The sequence below is a fragment of the Paraburkholderia sp. MM6662-R1 genome (assembly GCF_050436245.1).
Lineage (GTDB): Bacteria > Pseudomonadota > Gammaproteobacteria > Burkholderiales > Burkholderiaceae > Paraburkholderia > Paraburkholderia tuberum.
Map to the genome: position 1 here is coordinate 320,804 of NZ_JBNDLV010000003.1, position 20,115 is coordinate 340,918.

A 20,115-nucleotide genomic window follows, 5' to 3' on the forward strand; every position below is an offset into this window, starting at 1 on the left:
AAATCCGCCACGTCTCAATCTAAGCTGCTGATTTGAATGCAAAATCAATCGATGGATCGAGCGGTGGGACGGAGCGCAAGAGATCCAGCAGATAGTCGCCGAACCGGTTGATGTGCTCGCGCCGGTACGGCGACAGCACCTTGAGGACCTCGGCATCGACCGGATGCCCCTTCTGCTGTAGTTCCTTCAACTTGCGCGACATCCACTGCACGTTGTACAGGATCACCATGTTCGCGACGAGGTAGTTGTACTTGATCACCTTGCGCTGCTCGTGTCGGACGTTTTCGGCGATCACGCCATCGCCGCCGAACATCAGCCATTGAGCGAAGTCATTGAACTGCTCGCTCTTGTTGGTCGCCGCGTGAATCGTGCGCCGCAGGTCCGGTTCATTGAGATATTTCAGCAGGAACAGCGTCCGGATCACGCGCCCCAGCTCCCGGAATGCGAAGTAGAGCTTGTTTTTCGTGCTCTCCGATCCTAGGCGGCGCAGGATCGTCGACGGCGTCATCTTGCCTGCCTAGATCGACACTGCAACGCGCATCATGTCGGTACAGTGACGTTCGATCAGTGCCCAGTCAATCGCCTGACGGCACAAGCTGTCGATGTGCTTGTATTTGCGCCGCCGGTCAGCCTTGTACAGCACGAGATCCTTGATGTTGCACATGCGCGGCATCAGGTTGATACCCACCACGTACGACAGACCGAAGACCGGACCGCTTTGCGATGGGCCAGCAGGTAAAGTTGATGCCGGCGAAGTTCGTCAAGGCGTTCGATATAAGGACAGATGCAATGTGCTCGCGGACCCATTCGTCCGCCGCTGAAAAATCCTACGATCTCGCAATATAAGTACGTCGCATATCTATTCCGCTCGCTCGTTGAGTCTTACTGCAACAAAGCCATCAGAGTTTCTTGATGCATCTGTCAATTGAAATGCGCTTTTCCTGAATTTGATCTGACGTCGGGCCGGAAGCGATGACGATGATCCCCAGCCTCTGAAGCAGCCAGTAGAATCGCTTCATCGGATCGATTTCGCGGTCGATCGCCGGCGACAGAACACGCGGAAAAGCATGATGATTGTGATGCAGCGTGGCGCCAAGGGTCAGCGGAGACAGGAACGGCAAATTGGTCGACGCCCCCCCGGTCCGGAATTTGGCGGATCCGACTGCGTGACACAGACCATTGACCACAAATTCCGTGAAGAAGTACCCGATAAAAACGCGTAGTGCCCCGAAGTAGGCAAACCATTTCACCCCGAGGTCGACCCCGCCAAGGATGCATCCGAGTAGGAACGGCAAAACGAAGCCGCCATATGACAGGGCAACGAAGTGCTTGTCGTACCAGCGCACGAGCGGGTCGTCCAGCAAGTCGCTCGCATAGAACCGTTTTGCCGTCAGCACTCGGTCGAACTTCCATCCCATCGACGCCCACCAAAGTCCGATGGTTAGCACCGTCACACGCCCGCAGCCAAATCGTCTAGGCGTATGGGGATCTTTGCCAGGAATATCGACATGACGATGGTGCCGCTTGTGATTGGCTACCCATTGCACGATCGAGTCTTGGCAAAGGAGCGTGCCGACCATGGCCAGAAAACCGCGAACGAACGGCGTTGTCGTGAACGACCGATGCACGAAGTACATGTGATAGCCCGTGTTCGCACCGAGCGCGGTGGCGATAAACGCAACCGGTAACACGTATAGCGCGTCCCATGGCGACAGGGCGAGGCGTTGAATGGCAACGCCGGTGCCGGCCAGGACGAGTGCAATAGTCAGCCCAAAGTAGGCGAGACGTCCCAGATAAGCGCGTCCACGCAGGACAATGACTTCGCCATGATCGAAGGTTGTGTCATTTGTCACAGCACGCTCCAGATCAACATGGGTAAGGTGACGGACACGGCAATGACGGACAAGATCGAAGCAGCGATCTGTAGCCAATAGACTGGCGCGGTGCCAGGTTCACTGCGGTCGTCATCCCAGGATTTGTTGAGCCATCCGCTTAGCGTGCACGCGATGAAAAAGCAGTACGCCGACAGGGCGAACGGCGCCAAGATGTAGCCGGCGTTGCCGCCGAAAAGCCGTGGTAGCGCCATCGCCAACGCAAGCACGGAAACGCCACCGACACAGGTGGACAGATGCGCGATTCGCCAAAGCTCGGTGTTCTTTGCGTCACCCCGGCGTTTCGAGCGCCCGTGGGGAATGCCCAGCAGCGTGCCTGCGCAAAAAAGCACCAGACCCGAGCTCAGGTAGATCTGTTCCGATTGAGTTATTGTCATCGAGTCGCCTAGACTGTCACGAAGTTTGGCAGACCGGCTGGGCGACAAAATCGGCGACCCGTTGCACGACACGCTCGTCCTGCAAAATGCGCATATGTCCCAAGGTTCGGGTGCGGACCAACTCGGCACCGGCGATGCTGCGTGTGACTTTCTCGCCATCGGTGATGGGGATGTACTTGTCGGATTCATCGTGGATCAGCAGGCAGGGCGTCCGCAAGTCGGGGCCAATAGTATCGAAGGACAGTTCGGTCTCCGCGCAGTGATGGAGGCCTTGCATAATCGGGTACATCTTCTCGTGCGAGCGCCCCGGCAAGCGGACGAATCGGGCAAAGCCGCCAACCACGTGCCGCAGCGAAAACGGGCACGAGATCAGCACGGCCCGCTGCGCCTGAACGCCTTTTCGCATGGCGATCGCAACGGCTGCCGCGCCGAACGAATGTCCGACGATGCCATGAAGCGGACCGTATTGGCGGGCTGCGTGCTCGACGGCCTCGGAAAATTCGACTAGGGTCGTCCGCTTCTTGGCTGACGAGCCATGCGCCGGCCCGTCGAAAGTCACGACCCGGTAGCCCCTATCTAGCAGTTCGAGTGCGATTTTTCCGAGCTGGCCGCGCCGTCCTTGCCAGCCGTGAACCAGTAGCACTGTGGGACCTTTGCCTTCCCAGATCGTGGCGTCCAGATGTTCGCCGTCGAACCGGAGACTATCCGGCTTGCCAGATGCGCTCGCCGTACTCTCCCACTTCGCTGCTGGATAACGTCGCGGCGTGTAGAAGACGGAAACAGCCAAGCGCGCGGCTAAGCGCGGAGAAAGCGCGTCGAGAAGAGCGAAAAGCAATCGGAAGAATTTGAGTTGCATTAGCGTCTCCGAAGAAACCTGGTGAATGAGTCCAGCGTGAACAGCGTCACGTTCCAAGGGCCGCCTTCCGCAGCGCAGGCCAGCGCGCAGTTGGTCGGGGGAGGCAGCGAAACCACGAGCCAACGAGCATGTTCCACATGCACAATGTTCTCGTCGGAAGGAAGGGGCGGTAGCGTCGCCAGCCCTTGAAGCCCGGTTCCGAGCGCTTTCAGGAGCGCCTCTTTGCGCGTCCAGCACTCCCAGACTTGAAGCGGCGAAGTCAGCGCACGTTCTGACGCCTGGAAATGACGAGTCAACGCCAACGAGAAGGCAGGTGAATCTCTGATCGAATCGATATCGACGCCAATGCGCGCGGTGCGGGAAAACGCCAGCGCCACGCTGTGCACGCAATGTGAAACGCTGACATGAACGGGGTAACGGCGTTTTCCGCGCGGTCGTACCAGCCGTGGCTGGCCCGTTGCGTTCTTGCGCAGTTCGATATCGCGCCCCCGCTCGCCGGTATAGTGCGATGCCAGCTTTCGACCGGCGAAGCGGGACGCAAGATATCCGGTCCGGGCAGCGGCATCCACGTAGCTGCGCGCTGTCCGTCGCTCGCTATGCGTCAGGCCATCCCTGAACATTCCCGGAAGAATGCGGCCGCGCAGCGGGACGACCCAGACATGGACGTGCCCGGGCCGCATAGGACCGAGTGATGAATGGCATTTCATCGCAGCTATCGTGCCACGCTCGGGGACGCGATCTTGCGCGCGGTCAGGCGAGCGAGATTGACTGTTCCCGTGTGAAATCCCACGACAAATATGCCCAGATACTTTTCGTACTTCTTGTAGACCGCTTCGCCGACCTGCGCAATCGCCTCGTCGCGGTGCTTGCGCAGGTTCGCGTACCACACCTGCAGCGTTCTTGCGTAGTGGTGCCGATCATTGCGCATCCGGGTGACTTCAAACAGGCCCTCGCACGCAGCCAGGATTTCCGACAGGCGCGGAAGCTCAGATTCCGGAAATATCTCTTCGACAAACGGATTCGGATTTTGCTCGTCGTAGTTTTCATAAACGATGGACTGCAGGGACAGCGTGCAGTTGTCGCTCGCGTGTTCGTGGCACCACTTGAAGAAGCGTCGGTACGCTTCGATTTTTTGGGCCTTGGGTAGCCCGATTTTGGCGAAGTGCTCGAAGGCGCCGATCGAGACGATTGCGTCGTAGGACGCCTCGGGCGCATGATCGGCCCAACTCTCCAGCAGCACCGACACACGCTCGGACGCCGACTGAGCAACCCAATCCGCCTGCGCACGGCTCAGTGTCAGGCCGACCGCGTGTCCAACGCCGTAATGCGTGACGGCGCGTTCGAGCAGTGCCCCCCAGCCCGATCCGACGTCCAGTAAACGCGCCCTGCCGTGGGCTTGCGCTTCACTCAGGTGATAGTCGAACTTGCGCAATTGGGCGAGATGCAGCGTGTCGCCGGCGTCTTCGTCGTCCCACAGCGCGCAGGAATACGCCATCGATGAATCAAGCCACAGCGCATAGAAATCGTTGCTGACGTCATAGTGGGCTTGGATGGCTTGCTCGGAGGCGCCCGCAGAAGACGGGACAATGGAGCACAGGTTGTCAGCCACGGCGAGCCTCCGAATGTCGTTCCATTAGGTAAGCGGCCGCTTTTTCGATCGTCGGATACTCGTAAAGCAACGTGGGATCAACGTCGCACTTCAGCCAATCCATCAAGTCTCCGCTCAACGCGACCGCCGAGGCCGAATCGAGGCCGTACTTGCTCAGGACAACTGTGCGGGAAATCTTCTCCCGTTTCATGCCGCGCAGGTCGGCGATATATGACACAAACCATTCTTCCAACTGGGCTTGCGTGATGCTCTCGTTCGGAATAGCTGGTCCGATGGATGCGTTGGTATCGTGCATAGCAAATCTTAGTTGACGTTTGAAAAGGAGGCGGCTTGCTTTTTTGCTAGTGCATTGCGATCGGGCAGACAGACGTCGGTACACAGGCCGCAGAGCTGGAGCAAGCGAATCAAGCCGTAGCCGATATCCAGCTCCCACCATGCGTGTCCAAACCGTGCCGAACCAGGGTACGCATGATGATTGTTATGCCAGCCTTCGCCCATCGTGATCAGCGCGAGCCAGCCGATGTTGCGGCTGTTGTCTTCGCTCTTGTACCTGCGGCGCCCGAACACGTGATTGAGGGAGTTCAAGCCCCAAGTGATCTGATGAACGAAGCAAATCCTGAACAGCCCACCCCAGAGAATGCCCTCCATGGCGCCTTCCCAACCGCCGGGGCTGATCGCTCCCACGCCAGCCGGTATCGCCAAGCCAAGCAAGACCCACAGAAGGTAGTAGCGGTTCAGCAACATGACCAGGTCGTCCTGCAATATGTCCCTTGCAAACATCGGGACATTGGTCACCTCCGTCTTAAGCATCCATCCGAAGTGCGCATGCCACAGTCCCCTGATCGTTCCCGAGAGCCCGGCGCCGTGCGTACAGGGGGAGTGGCAATCGTCCCTGGTATCGCTGAACGCGTGATGGCGGCGGTGACTTGCGACCCAGAATAGCAACGGACCTTGCGCAGCCATCATGCCCAGTATCGCCAGTACGGCTTTGACGAGCACGTTCGGCTTGAACGACTTGTGAGTGAACAGACGGTGGAATCCGACCGTCAATCCGGCTGTAGTCAGTAGATAGAGTGGAACGCAGACAGCGACGGTAGTAACGCTGATTCCGCGCGTTAATGCCCAGTAGAGAGCCGCAGCCGCGCCAAGCATCGGCACGGTGACCGTCATCAACGCGACACGTTGCTGTGAGCGCGCCAGAACGGGGTTGTCGATGAGTATCTTCGCCATGATCTTTGATTTCCCTCAGTCGAGTTTTGACGTTGTCAATGGTCGAAGCTTTCTGGCCATGTACAACTGCCGAGTTGCGGAGCGGCTGATCTTTCCGCTGCTTGTGCGCGCAAGGCTTCCAGTCTTCACAGGGACAAAATCCGACAGGCAGACGCCGTGGTGTTGTAGAACCAAGTGCGAAACGAGCTCTCGTGTCTCGCGCAAGTCCACGGAACGCAAGGTCCGGGCGCTGATTTCCTGCACCAACACCACTTCCTCGCCCGAATCGCCTTCGACGCAAAAGGCCACTGCGCATTCGTGAGCGAGCCTCTGCTCGGCCTGTTCGGCGGTCGCCTCAATATCTTCGGCTCTTTTAAAAACTCAGTGGGTAATGCGGCTCACGAGGCATGCGGATTGAGTGCTGAGAAGTCGAGCTTGCCCGCGATGAGAAACAGCACGGTGCGCATGGTCTTGAAGCTGGCGTATCCCCGTGCCTTGCGTTTGGCGGCCTGAAACAGGCCGTTGATCGCTTCGATGAATCCGTTGGTCTGACGCGTCTGCGCCCACGCGATGATGCCGTCGAAATGACGACGGATCATGCGCGCGACGTCCTTCATGGGTTCGACTTTCGAGCGCATGACGTTGCCGCACCACCGGCGAAGCATTTTGGAGACGACGTGGATCTGTTTGCGATCGAGAATCTCGCGCAGCTGCTCGCGGTACATCCACGCACGCGCGGTGCGGTTGGTGGTGTACTGGCTGATCAGGGCCTCGAGATCGGTCAGTTGTGCGAGATCGAGCTTCCCGGCATCCTTGAGCAGCGACCAGCGCATACCCTTCAGCGACGGATCGGTTTTCTGCTGCGCGCGGCGCACGCCATCAAGCGCTTTGGACGCGTGCGCGACGACGTGAAACTTGTCGAAGGTCACCCGCGCATCGGGCAGATGCTCCTCGACGCCCTTGATGAAGGCGGGCGACATGTCGATGCTGACCGACTCGATCTGCGCAGGCGTTGCGTTGTGTTCCTCCAGGTGCCGGGCAAAGCGTTCGACAACGCCGGCATCTTTGCCTGGCGTGACGAAGACCACACGCCGCCCGTCCATGTCGGCGACCAGCGAAACATAGTCGTGGCCACGCCGGCACGAAGTCTCGTCAATAGCCACCGCAGTGACTTCGGACAGGTCAGTCGCGGCCACGGCCAGGTCCACGTAACGGTCACAGATGGCTTTCACCCGATGCCACGACAGGTTCACCACGCGTGCCACCGCGGCAAATGTCATCTCCCGGCACAGCGCCAGCACGAGTGCTTCAAACAGCAGCGTAAAGCCGTCCAGCTTGCCCATCCAGTCGGGTTCGATCAGGCGCACCGAGCCGTCCGGCAGACGTACCCGCGGCACCCGGACCTCCAGATAGCACTCATGTTGAAAGAAGTTGAGGTGCCGCAGCCGCTTGATCTGGGTGTCGTGAGCCGGGTGTTCGCCCGCCACACCGGGATATGGAAAGCGCGTACCCGCGACAAAGTCCACGGCAATGGTCAGCTCACGCCGCGCGGCATCGAAATCGACGCCTTGCACGTACCACGGCGCCTTGATCCCCAAGGCGGCTTCAAACAGTTGGGTCTGGTTCATCGGTTCACGTTGTCTTGCAGGGCTGGTTGCCGCATTCTGCCGCAACCAGCCCTGTCCCAGCTTACTTCTTCAACGCGCGTCAAGTATTCGCTTCGCCGGGCTGACGCCCGTACTTGACCCGCCAAACCAGCCACTCGGATTTTGAAAGAGGCATATCTTCCGGGAAAATGTTTCTGCCTCTGATGACGATCAGATCGACCAATCGGCCCGTGACAAAAAGCTGGGAGTCCAGCAGGAATCCCAAATCGCCGGTGCGGATAGAGAGTGGATGACCCCCGTGCGGCGCATCGGTACGTCGGTTCCAGTAACCACTTGAAACACTGGGGCTCCGGACTACGATTTCACCGACCTCTCCGTCCTCGCTCAGATCGTCCGAGTCGATACGTGCAATACGCACATCGGTGCCCTCCGCCGCAACGCCGGACGAAACAAGACTATCTTTCGCGGTAAGCGCGAACCTCTGCGTGCGGGAAATACGGGCGTCGGTGGGTTCGATGATCTCTGCGGGCCGCTCTCGATTCGCCGAGGCGACCAATAACGTCGCTTCTGCTAGTCCATAGCAGGGCACGAAGGCGGATCGCCTGAAGCCAGCATCGGAAAAGGCAGCTGCGAATGTATCCAGAGTGTCGGCCTTGACCGGTTCGGCTCCGATGAAGGCGACAGCCCAACTACTCAAATCCAGTCCCAAGCTCTTGGCGCTGTCCGCCTTAGCGAGACAGAGGTCATAGGCAAAATTCGGCCCCCCACTCGTCGTTGAACGGTATTTGTGAATGGCCTGAAGCCATCGCAAAGGACGCTGGACGAATGAAATGGGGCTGAACAGCGTGACAGGGAAACCGACGAAAAGCGGCTGCAGTATGCCGCCGATCAATCCCATGTCGTGATAGTGCGGCAACCAGATAACGCCCGAGCTATCGCGCGTATGACCGAACGCGCGTTCGATCTGCTTCAGATTGGCGAGCAGGTTGTCATGACTGACAATAACGCCTTTCGGATTTCCGGTGCTGCCTGATGTGTATTGCAGAAATGCGACCTCAAGATCTGCTTTACACGGCGAGACAATTGTCTGCTCGCATTCAAATGCGATATCCGTGGCGACAACGGTTGCCTGCATCGGATCAGGAAGTAACGCGCGAACTTGATCAAGAGTCGCCGTTTGGGACAATATGGCCGCTGGCGCGCAGTCGCGGATGACATGCGCGAGCCGTTGCATTTTGTCGTCCGCCTTCGGCAGCGGCAGCGGCACGGCAACCACATCCGCCAAGACGCAGGCGTAGAAGGCGCAAATGAACTCGAGGCCCGCAGGGTAGATTAGCAATACGCGCTGACCAGCCGGAATGTGGCATTTTATATCTGACGCCAATTGCTGCACGCGGCGAAACAGCTGTCCATAAGTCAGGCAGAGTTCGTCTCGGTCATTGGGCAAAAACCGGTATCCAATTTTGCCGGAGGCTTCGACGGCTCTCTGTTCAACAAGCTGTTTCAAGTTCACCGGCAACCCACTAATGTTAGGGTGAAATAATTTTGAAATTGGGAGCCATAGCCGATGAGACGGCCACAGACCTCTGTCGTCGGTCGTCTCCCAGCAACACCCACATCAAATTGTTTGTCAGACGAAATGCGGAGGGCGAATGATAACGAGGCCAGAGGGACTTTTGTTATCTCTTTATTTGGACCGGGCAGCTGAAAACCCTGTCCGCGGCAAGATCGGCACCAGCCGGCGATCTGACTTAAAACAAATCTTCTACAAACATTGTCAAATGTCGCCTCAATGCCCGGGCAGATTCAACGTAGAACCGTAAGAAATCCGTGCACGTTTACCACACGGGTATCTCTTTACAACCTATCTGATTGATAGGTGTATCTTGAAAATAAATTAAGGTGAAGTAACGGGCCTTTAAAACTGATGAATCGGAGGGTGGGGAAACAATTATGGCTGTTGATATGCATACGCCGTGTAACGAAAGGATGTCGGTGTTTTCGATGAATGAGGCTGTCGCGCTCGACTACCGCCAGACGGATTGCCCAACCAAAGTTCTTATTTCGCCGGGAGATACGCAGGGACTCGATGCAGATTCCACACATTTCATCGTTGTGCAATCCGGTGAAGTGGATGTCTCACACGACGGAAGCGTCTATCGGTTACGGAGCGGGCAATTTGGTTGCTTTCCTGGCGCATTGTCGTTGAGAGGCAACGCCGAAGCCTGAGTTACCACGAGCCTCGGTTACAAGGGCGTAACTCTGATGGGCGGACCGATCGAGGACGTTGGTCGACTGCGCTATATCGATGGCTGTACGAGTAGCTTACTAATTTCATCACCTACTCGCGGCGAACCTTGCCTGAATTTTCTGCATTTGCCACTTCAGACTTCGCAAACGTTGCACACTCATCCGACCATACGGGTCGGGCTGATTCTTTCCGGTGACGGTCATTGCGACACACATCAGGGACTGCTGGAGTTTCGCGGTGGCACGGCTTTCGTGATTCCGCCTGGCGTTGCGCATAGCTTCCAAAGTGGAGAAGAAAACATGCGTATTGTCATATACCACCCAGATTCAGACTCGGGTCCGACGCACACTGACCATACAATGCTCAACCGGACATTCGTCGATGGTAAGAGAGCAAAAGCAAGCGCGCCGATGCCGCACGCCAGTTGATGTAGGTCAAGCGCTGCCGGCTGCGCGCAAATACAGTGATAGCAGCGGACGTCGCGCCGTAGCGGTGCCTGCAGTTGCGTGCCGTCTGTGGAGGGCAACGATCACGGCCAGGGAATGTTCCGGTTAATCCGGGCTGCGTTCACACCCCGGCTCGGCGTGCGCGCTTCGCGCACGCAACGAGTGACGCCCAATTGGCGGACGGAGCGCCCAGTGTCTGCCGCCGGAGAAGGAACATGACCGAGCATTGCGGGATTCTGATCGTTTACTACTCGCGAACCGGCACCACGCGACGTGTTGCCGAATTGCTCGCGTCCGAACTCGACGCCGACATCGAACCGATCCGCGAACGCGCCGGGCCAGGATCGCGTGATGGCGCACGCGGCTACGTCAGATCGGTGATCGATGCGCTGTGCCATCGGCGCGCCGCCGTGATGCCGGCGCTGCTCGACGTCGCCGCGTACGACCTGGTCGTCGTCGGTGCGCCCGTCTGGGCAGGCGGCGCGTGCGCGCCGGTTCGGGCGTGGCTGGAATCGAACGGAGGACAGATCCGTCACCTGGCGCTGTTCTGCTGCGAGGGCGCGCGCGGCAGCGGATCGGCGCTGAAGCAGATGTCGGAGGCGGCGGGCAAGACGCCGCTTGCGGCCTGCGTGATCAGCGGCAGCGATTTGTACCGCCGCAGGGACGCCGACAAACGCGACGCGTTCGCGCAGAAGATCAGGCAAAGAATGGCGGCGCGGCGGGAGACGGAGTGGCTGGTGTAGCGCGGGCGGTCGCACGCGCGGTCGGGAAGGATGCAACTAAACCCGCAGCGAACCGCGCAACGCGCCGAAGTCGGTGCGTGGATGACGGTGCACCGGCGTTGCGTCCGGTACCGTGAAAGCCGGCTTGTCGAGCTCCGGACGAATGACATCCGCGAGGTCGAAAGGGAAACGGTGACGCGCCGCGTCGTAGCGCCGTGCCGCTTCGTCATAGCGCTCGCGCGCGAAGGCGATGGATCAGCTTGCATGCTGGGCGGGCCGCTATCGTGAGGGAGTTGCGGAGCCGCTCGTCGAGCGCGCGATGCACGAACGTGCGCGCGCGGCGCAAGCAGCAGGGAGTCCCGATGAGCAGCAAGCTCAGTGAGATCGAAAGCCGCACCGCTTCGGCGCGGCAACTCGAAACGGTGATTGGCGCGATGCGCGGCATCGCCGCCGCGCGCGAGCGCGAGGCGCAGGCGCGGCTCGCGGGCATCCGCTCGACGGCGGCGACCGTCGGCGAGGCGATCGGGATGGTGCTGGCGGCGGCGCCGTCGGCCGACCCGGCGGCATCCGCGCCGCCGGAACACGCCGCGCGCATCATCATCGTGCTATGCACCGAGCAGGGTTTCGTCGGCGGCTTCAACGAGCATCTGCTGGCGCGCGTCGAACGATTGAAGGCGGACGAGCCGGGCGAGATTTTCATCGTCGGCACGCGCGGCGTGATGCTCGCCCAGGAACGCGCATTGCATTACGGCTGGTTTGTGGGAATGGCCTCGCACGCGGAGGACGTGATGCGCGTGGCCAGTCAGCTCGCGGACGCGGTGTTCGCGCGCTTTCGCGATCAGGCGTCGTCGCAGGTGTGGCTCGTGCACGCGACGCCCGGCCCCGGACTCGACGAGCGCATCGTGACGCGGCGGCTGGTACCGTTCGATTTCACGCGCTTCCGGGTGGCGTCGCGCGGGCAGGCGCCGCTTTTGAACCTGCCGCTCGACGGCTTGCTGAGGGGCCTCACCGAGCGCTACGTGTACCTCGAACTGTGCGAAGGCCTGATGCAGTCATTCGCGGCGGAAAGCGCGGCGCGCGTGGGGGCGATGCTGGCGGCGAGCCGTCATGTGAAGGACCGGCTGCAGGAACTCACGCGCGACTATCGGATCGTCCGGCAGGACGAGATCACCGCCGAAATCGCCGAACTGGCCGCGACGGGCGCCTGCGTGCCGCCGGCTACGTCGGCACGGGGGCAGTCGTGAAGCGCGCCGCGTGCTGGCTCTGCGTGTCGCTGCCCGGTTCGGTGACGTGCGTTTGAGCCTCGGCGGTGGAGCACGGACCGTGTCGTCCGATCGTTCAACTGGGGTCAGCCGATTCCTACGACCGGCGACGACGGACTAACCCCGTTTCCACCGTCGCTGATTTAGATAACGCCAGCCGTTGCCGATAATAGATTCGACGACACGCCGCGATGTCCGGCGCCAAGGTCGGCGAGTCCAGGGAGGCGGCAATGAACGACACCATCATCCCGCTGCGCGCACTGGTCGAGAAATGGCTTGCGCCGACCGGCACGACACCGGCACACGTGGTGCGCACGGGCCGCCTGGCGATCACCCGGGCGCGGTATGTCTGGCTCGAAGGCGCGATTTCTTCGAGACCGCTGACGATCGTATTTTTCCGGCACGGCAAGGGTTCGTGGGACGTGTTTCCGCCCGTTGAACAGGCACCGGCAATGAGCGCGCGCTACTTCTAAGCGCCCACCGGTATCAACGGATCTGGTGAAGCATCGGCCAGCCGTGATCGACGCGGACGCGACCTCGGTCACGCGCGCAGATCAATGACCCCGCTTCGCGTCGGAACACGATCAGCGGGTCGCAAACGGCGCTGACTGCATCAGTGCAAGCACGGGTCGCCAGAACGCGGGGGAGTCGAACGCCGCCATCGGTACCGCGGTGTCGAATGACAAGGTCAACGCCTGTTCCGCCGGCGTCAGTGCGTCGGCGCTCGCGAGTTGACGCGCGAGCGTCGCGGTGTCGGCGTCGGATAGATCGCGCGGACCATGCCGGCGCGCTTCGATGCGTTGCGCGAGCACCGTTGGTTCGGCACGAAAGTCGAGAATGCGAGCCGGTACACCAAGCCGTTGGGCGAGCGCGAAAAACGTGTCGCGGTGACGGAACTCGAGAAAGGTCGCGTCGACGATCGCGCTGTGGCCGCTTTGCAGCACGCGGTGCGCGAGTCGAAGAAGGTGGTCGTAGATCGCGTGACGTGCGGCTGGCGTGTAGTGTTCGGCGCCAGGCGAGGTTTGCGCGTCGGGCGCCGGCCGCGGACGCTTGCGTTCGGCATCGCTCGACACTCGCACCGCGCCGCACAGGTCCGCAAGGGCCCGGCTCGCGACCGATTTTCCCGAACCGGAGTAGCCATGACACAGCAGCAAAACGGGTCCCGGCTTCTGCGTTTGCGCGCGTGCCACCTCGAGGTAGCGCAGGGCCGGATCCGGGATGGCGACGTTGCGGCCCGCTACGTATCCCGCTTTCAGGCACGCGACCCACGCCCGCACCAGCGCGCGATAGGCGACGTACAAAGGCATCAGCGACAGCGCCGCATAATCGCCCGACGTTTCCAGCCAACGGTTCAACAGTCGATTGGCCAGACGGGGCTCCGCTCGCGCGCACAGGTCCATCACGAGAAACGCGACGTCCGCTGCGACGTCGATCCAGCGTAGCGCATCGTCGAAGTCGATACAGTCGAACATCGCGATTGCGCCGCGCCAGCGAACCACGTTGTCCAGATGCAGATCGCCATGGCAGCCCCGCACGAAACCCTCGGCGCGGCGCCGCCCGATCAGCGGCGCGAGTTGGTCGAGCTGTCGCGCGCACCACGCGGCAATGCCGGGCAGCGCGGGATGGCTGCAATTGGCCAGCAGCGCCGCGTTGATCGTTTCGATCTGCGTTCGCACCAGCGTGGCGCTGCCGTAGCGCGACGACGGCGCGTTGCGGGGCGCCCTCAGGTGATAGTCAGCGAGCCGCTTCGCCGCGCCGTCGATGTCGCGCGGCGTCAGTGCTCCCTTCGCCGCGAGACTCGAAAAGAGCATCGCCTCGTCGAAGCGGCGCATCTTGACCGCGTGATCGACTGTCACGCCGCCGTCCCCGAGTGTCAGCACGCCGGCGTGGCGCGCAATCGGCAGCACGCCGGCGTAAATACCTTGCGCGAGCGGCCGGTTCAGACGGAGCTGGGCTTCGCAGCAGCGCTTGCGGGTCGCGGTGGCGGTAAAGTCCGCGAAACCCGGGGCGACGGGTTTGATGATCTTGTACGCGAAGCGCCCGGCGAGATACACGACGGATATGTGCGTTTCGACCCGGACGATCCTGCCCGCTGGATGACGGTACGTGCCCGGCCTGCGCAGCGTCGCGTCGAGTCCGCGCACGCTGCGGCGCGCGGCGCGGACCCGGTTGGCGAGATGCTGGATGCCGCGCATGCCTGCATTGGCGCGTGGTGAAGAAAGCTTGCGGCTTCGTGGCGAACTCATGCCGGACTCCACCTCGCGGGCAGCTGCGCGCCCATTTCTCCGTGGCGACCGCTCAAGTCGACCGAGCCCGCGACAACCGGGCCGGAATTCGCGACGAGCGGCACGCCGGGCGCGCGTTCGACGATCACGCTGCGGCCGCCGAAACCAGGCATGACCTTGACGGCCTCGGCGAGCGCATTGATGCCATCGAGCAGCCATTGCCGGGCCTCATGGTGAAGCACGAGCGTCTCATTCGGCACGGTTGACCTCCGCGTGATGGGACGGCCGGCGCCCGCCTTGCGCGCGAGCCGGAATCGTCTACTCATTTAAGCCATCGGGTATGGTAACCGGCTTGATCTGTATCAACGAGGCGGTAGCCGGGCATCGCCAGTCGCTCGGCAACTGCCTGTACGCTTCCATACGAAATGGAGCGTGGGTCACCGATTGACCGCAGTCAAGCCGCGTGCGATCGTGGCAGCAACGCGCCGGTGGAGCAGCGGATGAAGCGATTCGATATTTTCAATGGCGATGCCGACGGCATCTGCGCGCTGCATCAGTTGCGGCTCGCCGAGCCTGCCGACACCATCCTGATCACGGGAGCCAAGCGCGAGATAATGCTTCTGCAACGCGCGAACGCGCAGCCGGGCGACAGCGTGACCGTGCTGGATATTTCGCTCGACTCGAACCGCGAGCCACTCATCGCATTGCTGGATCTTGGTGTAAAGATCGACTATTTCGATCATCATTTCGCCGGTCCCATCCCCGCACACGCGCTGCTGACGACGCATATCGATACGTCACCGGATAGGTGCACTGCGCTGATCGTGGACCGCCATCTTCAAGGCCGGTACACGCGATGGGCGGTGGTCGCGGCCTATGGCGACAACCTGCATCGGGCAGCGCATCGGGCCGCCAGTGCGTGCGCGGTGAACTCGTCCGATGAGCGCAAACTGCGCGAACTCGGCGAAGCGATCAACTACAACGCCTACGGGGACAGCGTTGTCGATCTTGCCGTCGATCCTGTCGAGATGTATCGCGCCATTCAACCCTATTCGGATCCGCTCGAGTTCATTGCATCGACCGGCGTGCTGCCCGAACTGCAGGCGCGACGAACGGAAGACCTCGAACTGGCCTTGGGACTCGCGGTAACGCGGCGGCTCGCCAATGGAACGCTGCACATTCTTCCCGACGCGGCGTGGGCGCGGCGCGTGCGAGGTGATTTCGCCAATCTCGTCGCGCGACGCGACCCGGCGCGAGCGCACGCGGTCCTGACGGCCGGCGCCGATGGCCGATACACGGCGAGCGTACGGGCTCCGCTCGATTGTCCGCGAGGCGCCGACGTCCTTTGCAGGAAGTTCGGAGGAAACGGCAGGGTCGCTGCCGCCGGTATCGACGGGCTCGATCGCGCGCGGCTCGACGAATTCGTGACAGCGTTCAGCGTTGCGTTTTGACGCGACGTTCGTGGAGCGGGTGACCGGTAATTCACCGCCGCATCGCAGTCGGCAGTGCGAATTCCCCAGATGGCGCATCGACATGGACGCCGTCACCGTCGCCTGGACAGCGGAGGGCGGCCTTGATGCTTGATGCAAATCAACGATGGTCCGCCGCTACGCATCGATCATTGGGCTGTACTCGAACCCGGGGCTCATCACGAGTGGCCGGATCTTTGCGATAGGCGCATGGCACGGCGGAATCGACGCGTTGCAACGACTGGTCGACGCGGACTCCGTCGCGGCGGCGCGCCGCGCGAGCGGATTCGAAGTTGGCGCCGAAGGGAGCACGGCGACGCGTCCTTCAGCGCCTGTCAATTGCGTCGCCTCGCGCCTGCCGGCACCCATGTGCGACAGCGCAGGGCACTCGATATGGAGATCACTATGCAAGCCTCGGACATCATGACCACCCGGGTGGTTTCAATCGCAGCGGAAAGTTCGGTCTATGACGCGGCAAAGCTGCTTGCCGACAGCCGGATCAGCGGCATGCCCGTCGTCGACGACGCAGGCAGCGTGATTGGCATCGTCAGCGAGGGCGATCTGCTCCGGCGCGTCGAAACCGGCACCGAAACGCAGCGGCGCTCGTGGCTCGCGGAGTTCCTCGCGCCTACGCGTCAACTCGCGGTCGAGTATCTGAAGGAGCGTTCGATTCGGGTGCGTGACGTGATGAGCGCCCCCGCCGTCACCGTCGACGAATCGACGCCGCTTGGCGCGGTCGCCGAACTGCTAGGGCGCAAGCACATCAAGCGGTTACCGGTCTTGAGCAAGGGCAAGCTCGTCGGCATCGTCAGCCGGGCCAATCTGGTGCGCGCGCTCGCGAGTTGCGCACCCGCGCAGCTCGATGCGCAACCGTCGGACGATCAGATTCGCAGCGCGATCACGAAGGAACTCGACGGACATCGTTGGGCGATGGCCGCCGACGACCTGATCGTCACGGACGGCGTCGCTCATTGCTGGGGAGCGGTGCGCTCCGAGGAAGAACGCCAGGCGATCCTCGCCGCCGCCGCGCGGGTGCCAGGGGTAAAAGGCGTAAAGGATCATCTGGAATATTCGGTCGCGTTCACGCCGATGTGAACAGGGGCGCGGCAAATCGCGGGCATTCCGGCATGTTCTGCACGCCGTGCCGCGTCATGGTCCCGACGCAGTGCCTGGACCTCGACCGTCCGTTCCAGACGTCGCAGTTCTTCCGCTCGGTGACGATCTTCGCGCCATCGCGCTACAACCGTGATTTTCTGATCACGGTCAACGACGAGTTCGCATTCGTGCCGGGGTTTTCGTCGGATGGCGCCCCGGGGTTCTCGGGCACGTGCTTCGGAAGCGGTGGGGTATCGGCATCGCCGGCGAGACCCGTGAAAACTTCTCCGTTCAGGAGGACGCTTGATGCGGCCGATTGATGGCATAGTGGCTCTGGCAACGCGCACCGACGTTGCGGGAGGAAAAGCGATGGGCAACCTGTTTCGCGACCGCGCCGACGCTGGCAGACAGCTGGCCCACGCACTGCGCGACTATCAGGGTCGCGGCGATCTGGTGGTGCTGGCTCTGCCGCGCGGCGGCGTTCCTGTCGCGTTCGAAGTCGCACGGGCATTGCATGCGAAGCTCGACGTTCTCGTCGTCAGAAAGCTTGGGGCGCCGCAAGACGAGGAACTGGCGATGGGCGCCATCGCGACGGGGGGCGCCCTTCATCTGGAAAGGTCGGTGCTTCGCGAACTGCAAATCCGTGACGCCCAATTGGCCGACGTGATCGCGCGCGAAACAGCCGAACTCGCGCGCAGGGAACTGGCGTACCGTGGGGAATGCCCGCCGGTGCCAGTACAGGGCAAGACGGTGATCGTGGTCGACGACGGCATCGCGACGGGGGCATCGATGCATGCGGCGCTAGACGCGCTCCGCAGCAGACATCCCGCTCGGATCGTGGTGGCGGTCCCGGTGTCGCAATCCGATGCGTGCACGGCATTCGAAGGAATCGCGCACGCGTTCGTGAGCGTGCTGCAGCCGGATTGGTTGATGGGGATCGGCGGGTTCTATGTGAATTTCGACCAGACGACCGATGAAGAAGTCCGCGCCTGTCTCGCCGCCGCGCGCGGTTGGGAGCCCGAGCAGGGCTCGGACTCGGCCGGCTGACGGCGCAATGAAGGCAGACACGGCGGCGGGCCGTGTCGAACATGGGGCATCTATCGACGGCTCACGTTCCGACCGACACGTACAAGAGCACGATCGGCGCCTTCGAACCGTTAGGTGTCGCCGAGCGTAATGGCGCGCCATAGGTGCAGCGCAAATCCACGAATCTCGACCATTGGACGCGCACGCCCGCGCCGACGCCCGCGAGCAGACCGGGGTTATTTTCGGCTGGCTGGTCGATCGTGCTCCATACGCGGCCCGCATCGAAAAACACAAAGGGTTGCACGACTGCGTTGCTCGCGCCGAGCGAGATCGCAGGCGTGCGCACCTCGGTCTGAATGTTCCAGCCGCGATCGCCCAGCGTGACGTATGGGTCGTAGCCTCGCACACTGGACTCCCCGCCGAGCCCCATCTCCTCGCTCGGTAATAACGTGTTCGGCGTCCACTGGAACGTTCCGTTCGTGATCAGCGTGAAGCCAGCCCCAAGCGCGGTGGCACGAGACGCTGTCAACTGCATATAGACGTAGCGGGCCGTCGCGCCCTGCCGCGCGGCGTTAAATGCCGAATCCTGATTGTTGCCATCCAGTCCGCCCGGACTGGCGACGAGTGTCGCCGCGGCGTGCGCCGTGCCAGCCTCGGTCGGTTTGCTGATGTCGTAAGACAACACGAACTGATGTATGTGCGTATTCGAGTTGAAAACCTGGGAGCCGCCAAATTCCAGATCGTTGTTGCTGCGCTTGAAGTCGTATCCGATCTGGATCAACTGTGTCGTGTCCGTGATGGTCGGCAGACGCAAGTCGTAGCGAAAGCTGAGCTGCGCAGAAATGCCCGTTTGCCCATACGTGTCGGGCAACCGTGGCGTGCTCTGCGCGTAGACGCCGAACAACTCGATACTGTCGAGCCAAGGCAGCGGCGCCGTGTAGTTCAGCGCGTGCGCGGTGAAGCGGGCGCGGTTCGGGCGGCCTTCGATATTCGGATTGCCGCTGAAAAAATCGTTGCTGGCCGTGAATTGATAGGCGATCTGCTGATCGAGACCAAGCAGGTTGCCGTAGCCTATGCCTGCAAAGAACCGATCACGGCCGAGCTCCGGCACGCCTTCATTGTCGTAACCCGCGCTTACGCGAAGCGGCAGCCGGTCTTCGGTTTGCAACACGACGTCGGTCGTGTCGGCGGCCTCACCGGGCGCAAAAACAGCATCGACCCGTCGGTAAGGATTCGCGTTGAGCACCGCAAGTCCCTTCGAGACCGCCGATTGCAGGATCGGTCCGCCGGGCTCGAGCGGCATTTCACGTTCGAGAAGCCTGCTCGAAAAGTAGGTGTTGCCGCTGGCATGAACCCGACCCAGTCTGAATTCGGCAATGGCGATACGCACGACACCCGAGCTCACGTCCTGTTCCGGCACGTAGACGTCGACGAGCGGCTTTCCCGCCGCCCGATAACGCGCGACCACGGCGCGGCGTATCTCGGCGAGGCGGCCGAAGGTCAGCGGCTTGTCGAGGTCCGTGGCGAAGCTCTGCAGGAAGGCGGCGTCGAGTACGGGCAATCCTTGCGCGACGATACGAACTTGCTGCCTCGGCGATGCCGCCGCGGACGCGCCGGCTGGTTCGAAGACGAGCCCGGCAAGCCGCTCGACAGCGATCCGTGCGGACTCGGCCTGCGCTTCCGGGGAGGAGGGTGACGACGCGCTTCGCGGCGCCTGCGGTGCGGGTTGCGGCGCGAGGTCGCGCCATGCCTGTGCCGCTACTGGTGAGGTCTGCATGATGCCCGCAATGCACGTTGCGATCATCAGGACAGCAGTGCAGGCGGCGGATCGCGATTTCATCGATCGCTTATATGCAAAGCGCTGTGCCTATTGGCAGGCTGGCCGCAGGCTGCGGCGACCAGCAGGCCGCCGCCCTCAACCCGATGTCGCGCATGCAATACGAGCCTTCCGTCGTTCATGGCGATACCTATTAACGGGTGTGGTGCATCGAATCCGGAGCCGCACGTCGAAATTATTCTAGTCGAAGCGCCTGCGCGAGTTTCCAAAAGCAACCCGAACCCTCTTCACA

General features: G+C 61.7%; 22 protein-coding genes and 1 pseudogene. 9 read left to right on the forward strand and 14 right to left on the reverse strand.

Annotated features, from left to right (window positions below; all coding sequences use genetic code 11):
* Window positions 1-19 precede the first annotated feature (19 nt).
* The 11 genes and pseudogenes from OKW39_RS24010 to OKW39_RS24060 all read right to left on the reverse strand — a co-directional run.
* Window positions 20-724 (reverse strand): annotated as a pseudogene (locus OKW39_RS24010) (Tn3 family transposase); the annotation flags it as partial.
* Between the two features lie 175 nt (window positions 725-899).
* Complete coding sequence (locus OKW39_RS24015) at window positions 900-1,853, reverse strand: fatty acid desaturase (RefSeq protein WP_429332418.1); 954 nt, start codon at window positions 1,851-1,853, stop codon at window positions 900-902.
* Window positions 1,850-2,269 carry a hypothetical protein gene (locus OKW39_RS24020; RefSeq protein ID WP_184052544.1) on the reverse strand — a complete coding sequence of 140 codons (420 nt, stop codon included), beginning with the start codon at window positions 2,267-2,269 and terminating at the stop codon, window positions 1,850-1,852. The genes OKW39_RS24015 and OKW39_RS24020 overlap by 4 nt, the downstream gene beginning before the upstream one ends.
* Before the next feature lie 16 nt (window positions 2,270-2,285).
* A complete protein-coding gene (locus OKW39_RS24025) occupies window positions 2,286-3,125 on the reverse strand; it encodes an alpha/beta hydrolase (RefSeq protein WP_429332417.1) in 840 nt (279 codons plus the stop codon).
* Window positions 3,125-3,832 carry a 4'-phosphopantetheinyl transferase family protein gene (locus OKW39_RS24030; RefSeq protein ID WP_429563880.1) on the reverse strand — a complete coding sequence of 236 codons (708 nt, stop codon included), beginning with the start codon at window positions 3,830-3,832 and terminating at the stop codon, window positions 3,125-3,127. Before OKW39_RS24030 ends, OKW39_RS24025 begins: the two co-directional genes overlap by 1 nt.
* Window positions 3,833-3,837: 5 nt before the next feature.
* Window positions 3,838-4,734, reverse strand: a complete 897-nt coding sequence (locus OKW39_RS24035) for a class I SAM-dependent methyltransferase (protein ID WP_429332415.1) — start codon at window positions 4,732-4,734, stop codon at window positions 3,838-3,840.
* A complete protein-coding gene (locus OKW39_RS24040; RefSeq protein ID WP_184011839.1) occupies window positions 4,727-5,029 on the reverse strand; it encodes an acyl carrier protein in 303 nt (100 codons plus the stop codon). The genes OKW39_RS24035 and OKW39_RS24040 overlap by 8 nt, the downstream gene beginning before the upstream one ends.
* Before the next feature lie 8 nt (window positions 5,030-5,037).
* Window positions 5,038-5,964, reverse strand: a complete 927-nt coding sequence (locus tag OKW39_RS24045; protein WP_429332414.1) for an acyl-CoA desaturase — start codon at window positions 5,962-5,964, stop codon at window positions 5,038-5,040.
* 15 nt (window positions 5,965-5,979) lie between these two features.
* Window positions 5,980-6,303 carry a hypothetical protein gene (locus tag OKW39_RS24050; RefSeq protein ID WP_429564262.1) on the reverse strand — a complete coding sequence of 108 codons (324 nt, stop codon included), beginning with the start codon at window positions 6,301-6,303 and terminating at the stop codon, window positions 5,980-5,982.
* A 38-nt stretch (window positions 6,304-6,341) separates the two neighbouring features.
* Window positions 6,342-7,571, reverse strand: a complete 1,230-nt coding sequence (locus tag OKW39_RS24055) for an ISL3 family transposase (protein WP_429562555.1) — start codon at window positions 7,569-7,571, stop codon at window positions 6,342-6,344.
* Window positions 7,572-7,650: 79 nt separating this feature from the next.
* The gene (locus tag OKW39_RS24060) at window positions 7,651-9,063 is read right to left on the reverse strand and encodes a fatty acyl-AMP ligase (protein ID WP_429563881.1); all 1,413 of its coding nucleotides are present in this window, start codon (window positions 9,061-9,063) and stop codon (window positions 7,651-7,653) included.
* 440 nt (window positions 9,064-9,503) lie between these two features.
* Here OKW39_RS24060 and OKW39_RS24065 point away from each other — a divergent pair, with 440 nt between their 5' ends.
* The 5 genes from OKW39_RS24065 (at window position 9,504) to OKW39_RS24085 (ending at window position 12,704) form a co-directional block, all read left to right on the forward strand.
* On the forward strand, window positions 9,504-9,779 hold the full coding sequence (locus tag OKW39_RS24065; RefSeq protein WP_429563882.1) for a hypothetical protein: 276 nt from the start codon (window positions 9,504-9,506) through the stop codon (window positions 9,777-9,779).
* A 36-nt stretch (window positions 9,780-9,815) separates the two neighbouring features.
* A complete protein-coding gene (locus OKW39_RS24070) occupies window positions 9,816-10,229 on the forward strand; it encodes a cupin domain-containing protein (RefSeq protein WP_429332411.1) in 414 nt (137 codons plus the stop codon).
* 233 nt (window positions 10,230-10,462) lie between these two features.
* Window positions 10,463-10,990, forward strand: coding sequence for a flavodoxin family protein (locus OKW39_RS24075; protein WP_429332410.1), 528 nt, complete (start codon window positions 10,463-10,465; stop codon window positions 10,988-10,990).
* 341 nt (window positions 10,991-11,331) lie between these two features.
* Window positions 11,332-12,213, forward strand: a complete 882-nt coding sequence (locus OKW39_RS24080) for a F0F1 ATP synthase subunit gamma (protein WP_429563883.1) — start codon at window positions 11,332-11,334, stop codon at window positions 12,211-12,213.
* Between the two features lie 248 nt (window positions 12,214-12,461).
* On the forward strand, window positions 12,462-12,704 hold the full coding sequence (locus OKW39_RS24085) for a hypothetical protein (protein ID WP_184058754.1): 243 nt from the start codon (window positions 12,462-12,464) through the stop codon (window positions 12,702-12,704).
* A gap of 111 nt (window positions 12,705-12,815) precedes the next feature.
* On the opposite strand, the gene OKW39_RS24090 is transcribed toward OKW39_RS24085, so the two are convergent.
* Both OKW39_RS24090 and OKW39_RS24095 read right to left on the reverse strand, forming a co-directional pair.
* Window positions 12,816-14,477: an AAA family ATPase gene (locus tag OKW39_RS24090; protein WP_429563884.1), complete on the reverse strand. Its 1,662-nt coding sequence runs from the start codon at window positions 14,475-14,477 to the stop codon at window positions 12,816-12,818.
* Complete coding sequence (locus OKW39_RS24095) at window positions 14,474-14,782, reverse strand: hypothetical protein (RefSeq protein ID WP_176078841.1); 309 nt, start codon at window positions 14,780-14,782, stop codon at window positions 14,474-14,476. Before OKW39_RS24095 ends, OKW39_RS24090 begins: the two co-directional genes overlap by 4 nt.
* 174 nt (window positions 14,783-14,956) lie before the next feature.
* On the opposite strand from OKW39_RS24095, the gene OKW39_RS24100 reads away from it, so the two are divergent.
* The 4 genes from OKW39_RS24100 to OKW39_RS24115 all read left to right on the forward strand — a co-directional run bounded on the left by OKW39_RS24100 (window position 14,957) and on the right by OKW39_RS24115 (window position 18,067).
* Complete coding sequence (locus OKW39_RS24100; RefSeq protein WP_429332406.1) at window positions 14,957-15,907, forward strand: acetyltransferase; 951 nt, start codon at window positions 14,957-14,959, stop codon at window positions 15,905-15,907.
* 423 nt (window positions 15,908-16,330) lie between these two features.
* Entirely contained in the window at window positions 16,331-17,020 is a 690-nt protein-coding gene (locus OKW39_RS24105; protein WP_429563885.1) for a CBS domain-containing protein, read from the forward strand.
* Between the two features lie 56 nt (window positions 17,021-17,076).
* Complete coding sequence (locus OKW39_RS24110) at window positions 17,077-17,340, forward strand: hypothetical protein (protein ID WP_429360557.1); 264 nt, start codon at window positions 17,077-17,079, stop codon at window positions 17,338-17,340.
* 49 nt (window positions 17,341-17,389) lie between these two features.
* Window positions 17,390-18,067 carry a phosphoribosyltransferase gene (locus OKW39_RS24115; protein ID WP_429360712.1) on the forward strand — a complete coding sequence of 226 codons (678 nt, stop codon included), beginning with the start codon at window positions 17,390-17,392 and terminating at the stop codon, window positions 18,065-18,067.
* Between the two features lie 61 nt (window positions 18,068-18,128).
* On the opposite strand, the gene OKW39_RS24120 is transcribed toward OKW39_RS24115, so the two are convergent.
* Window positions 18,129-19,850 (reverse strand): ShlB/FhaC/HecB family hemolysin secretion/activation protein, encoded by a 1,722-nt coding sequence (locus OKW39_RS24120; RefSeq protein ID WP_429564263.1) that lies wholly within the window; start codon window positions 19,848-19,850, stop codon window positions 18,129-18,131.
* Window positions 19,851-20,115 lie beyond the last annotated feature (265 nt).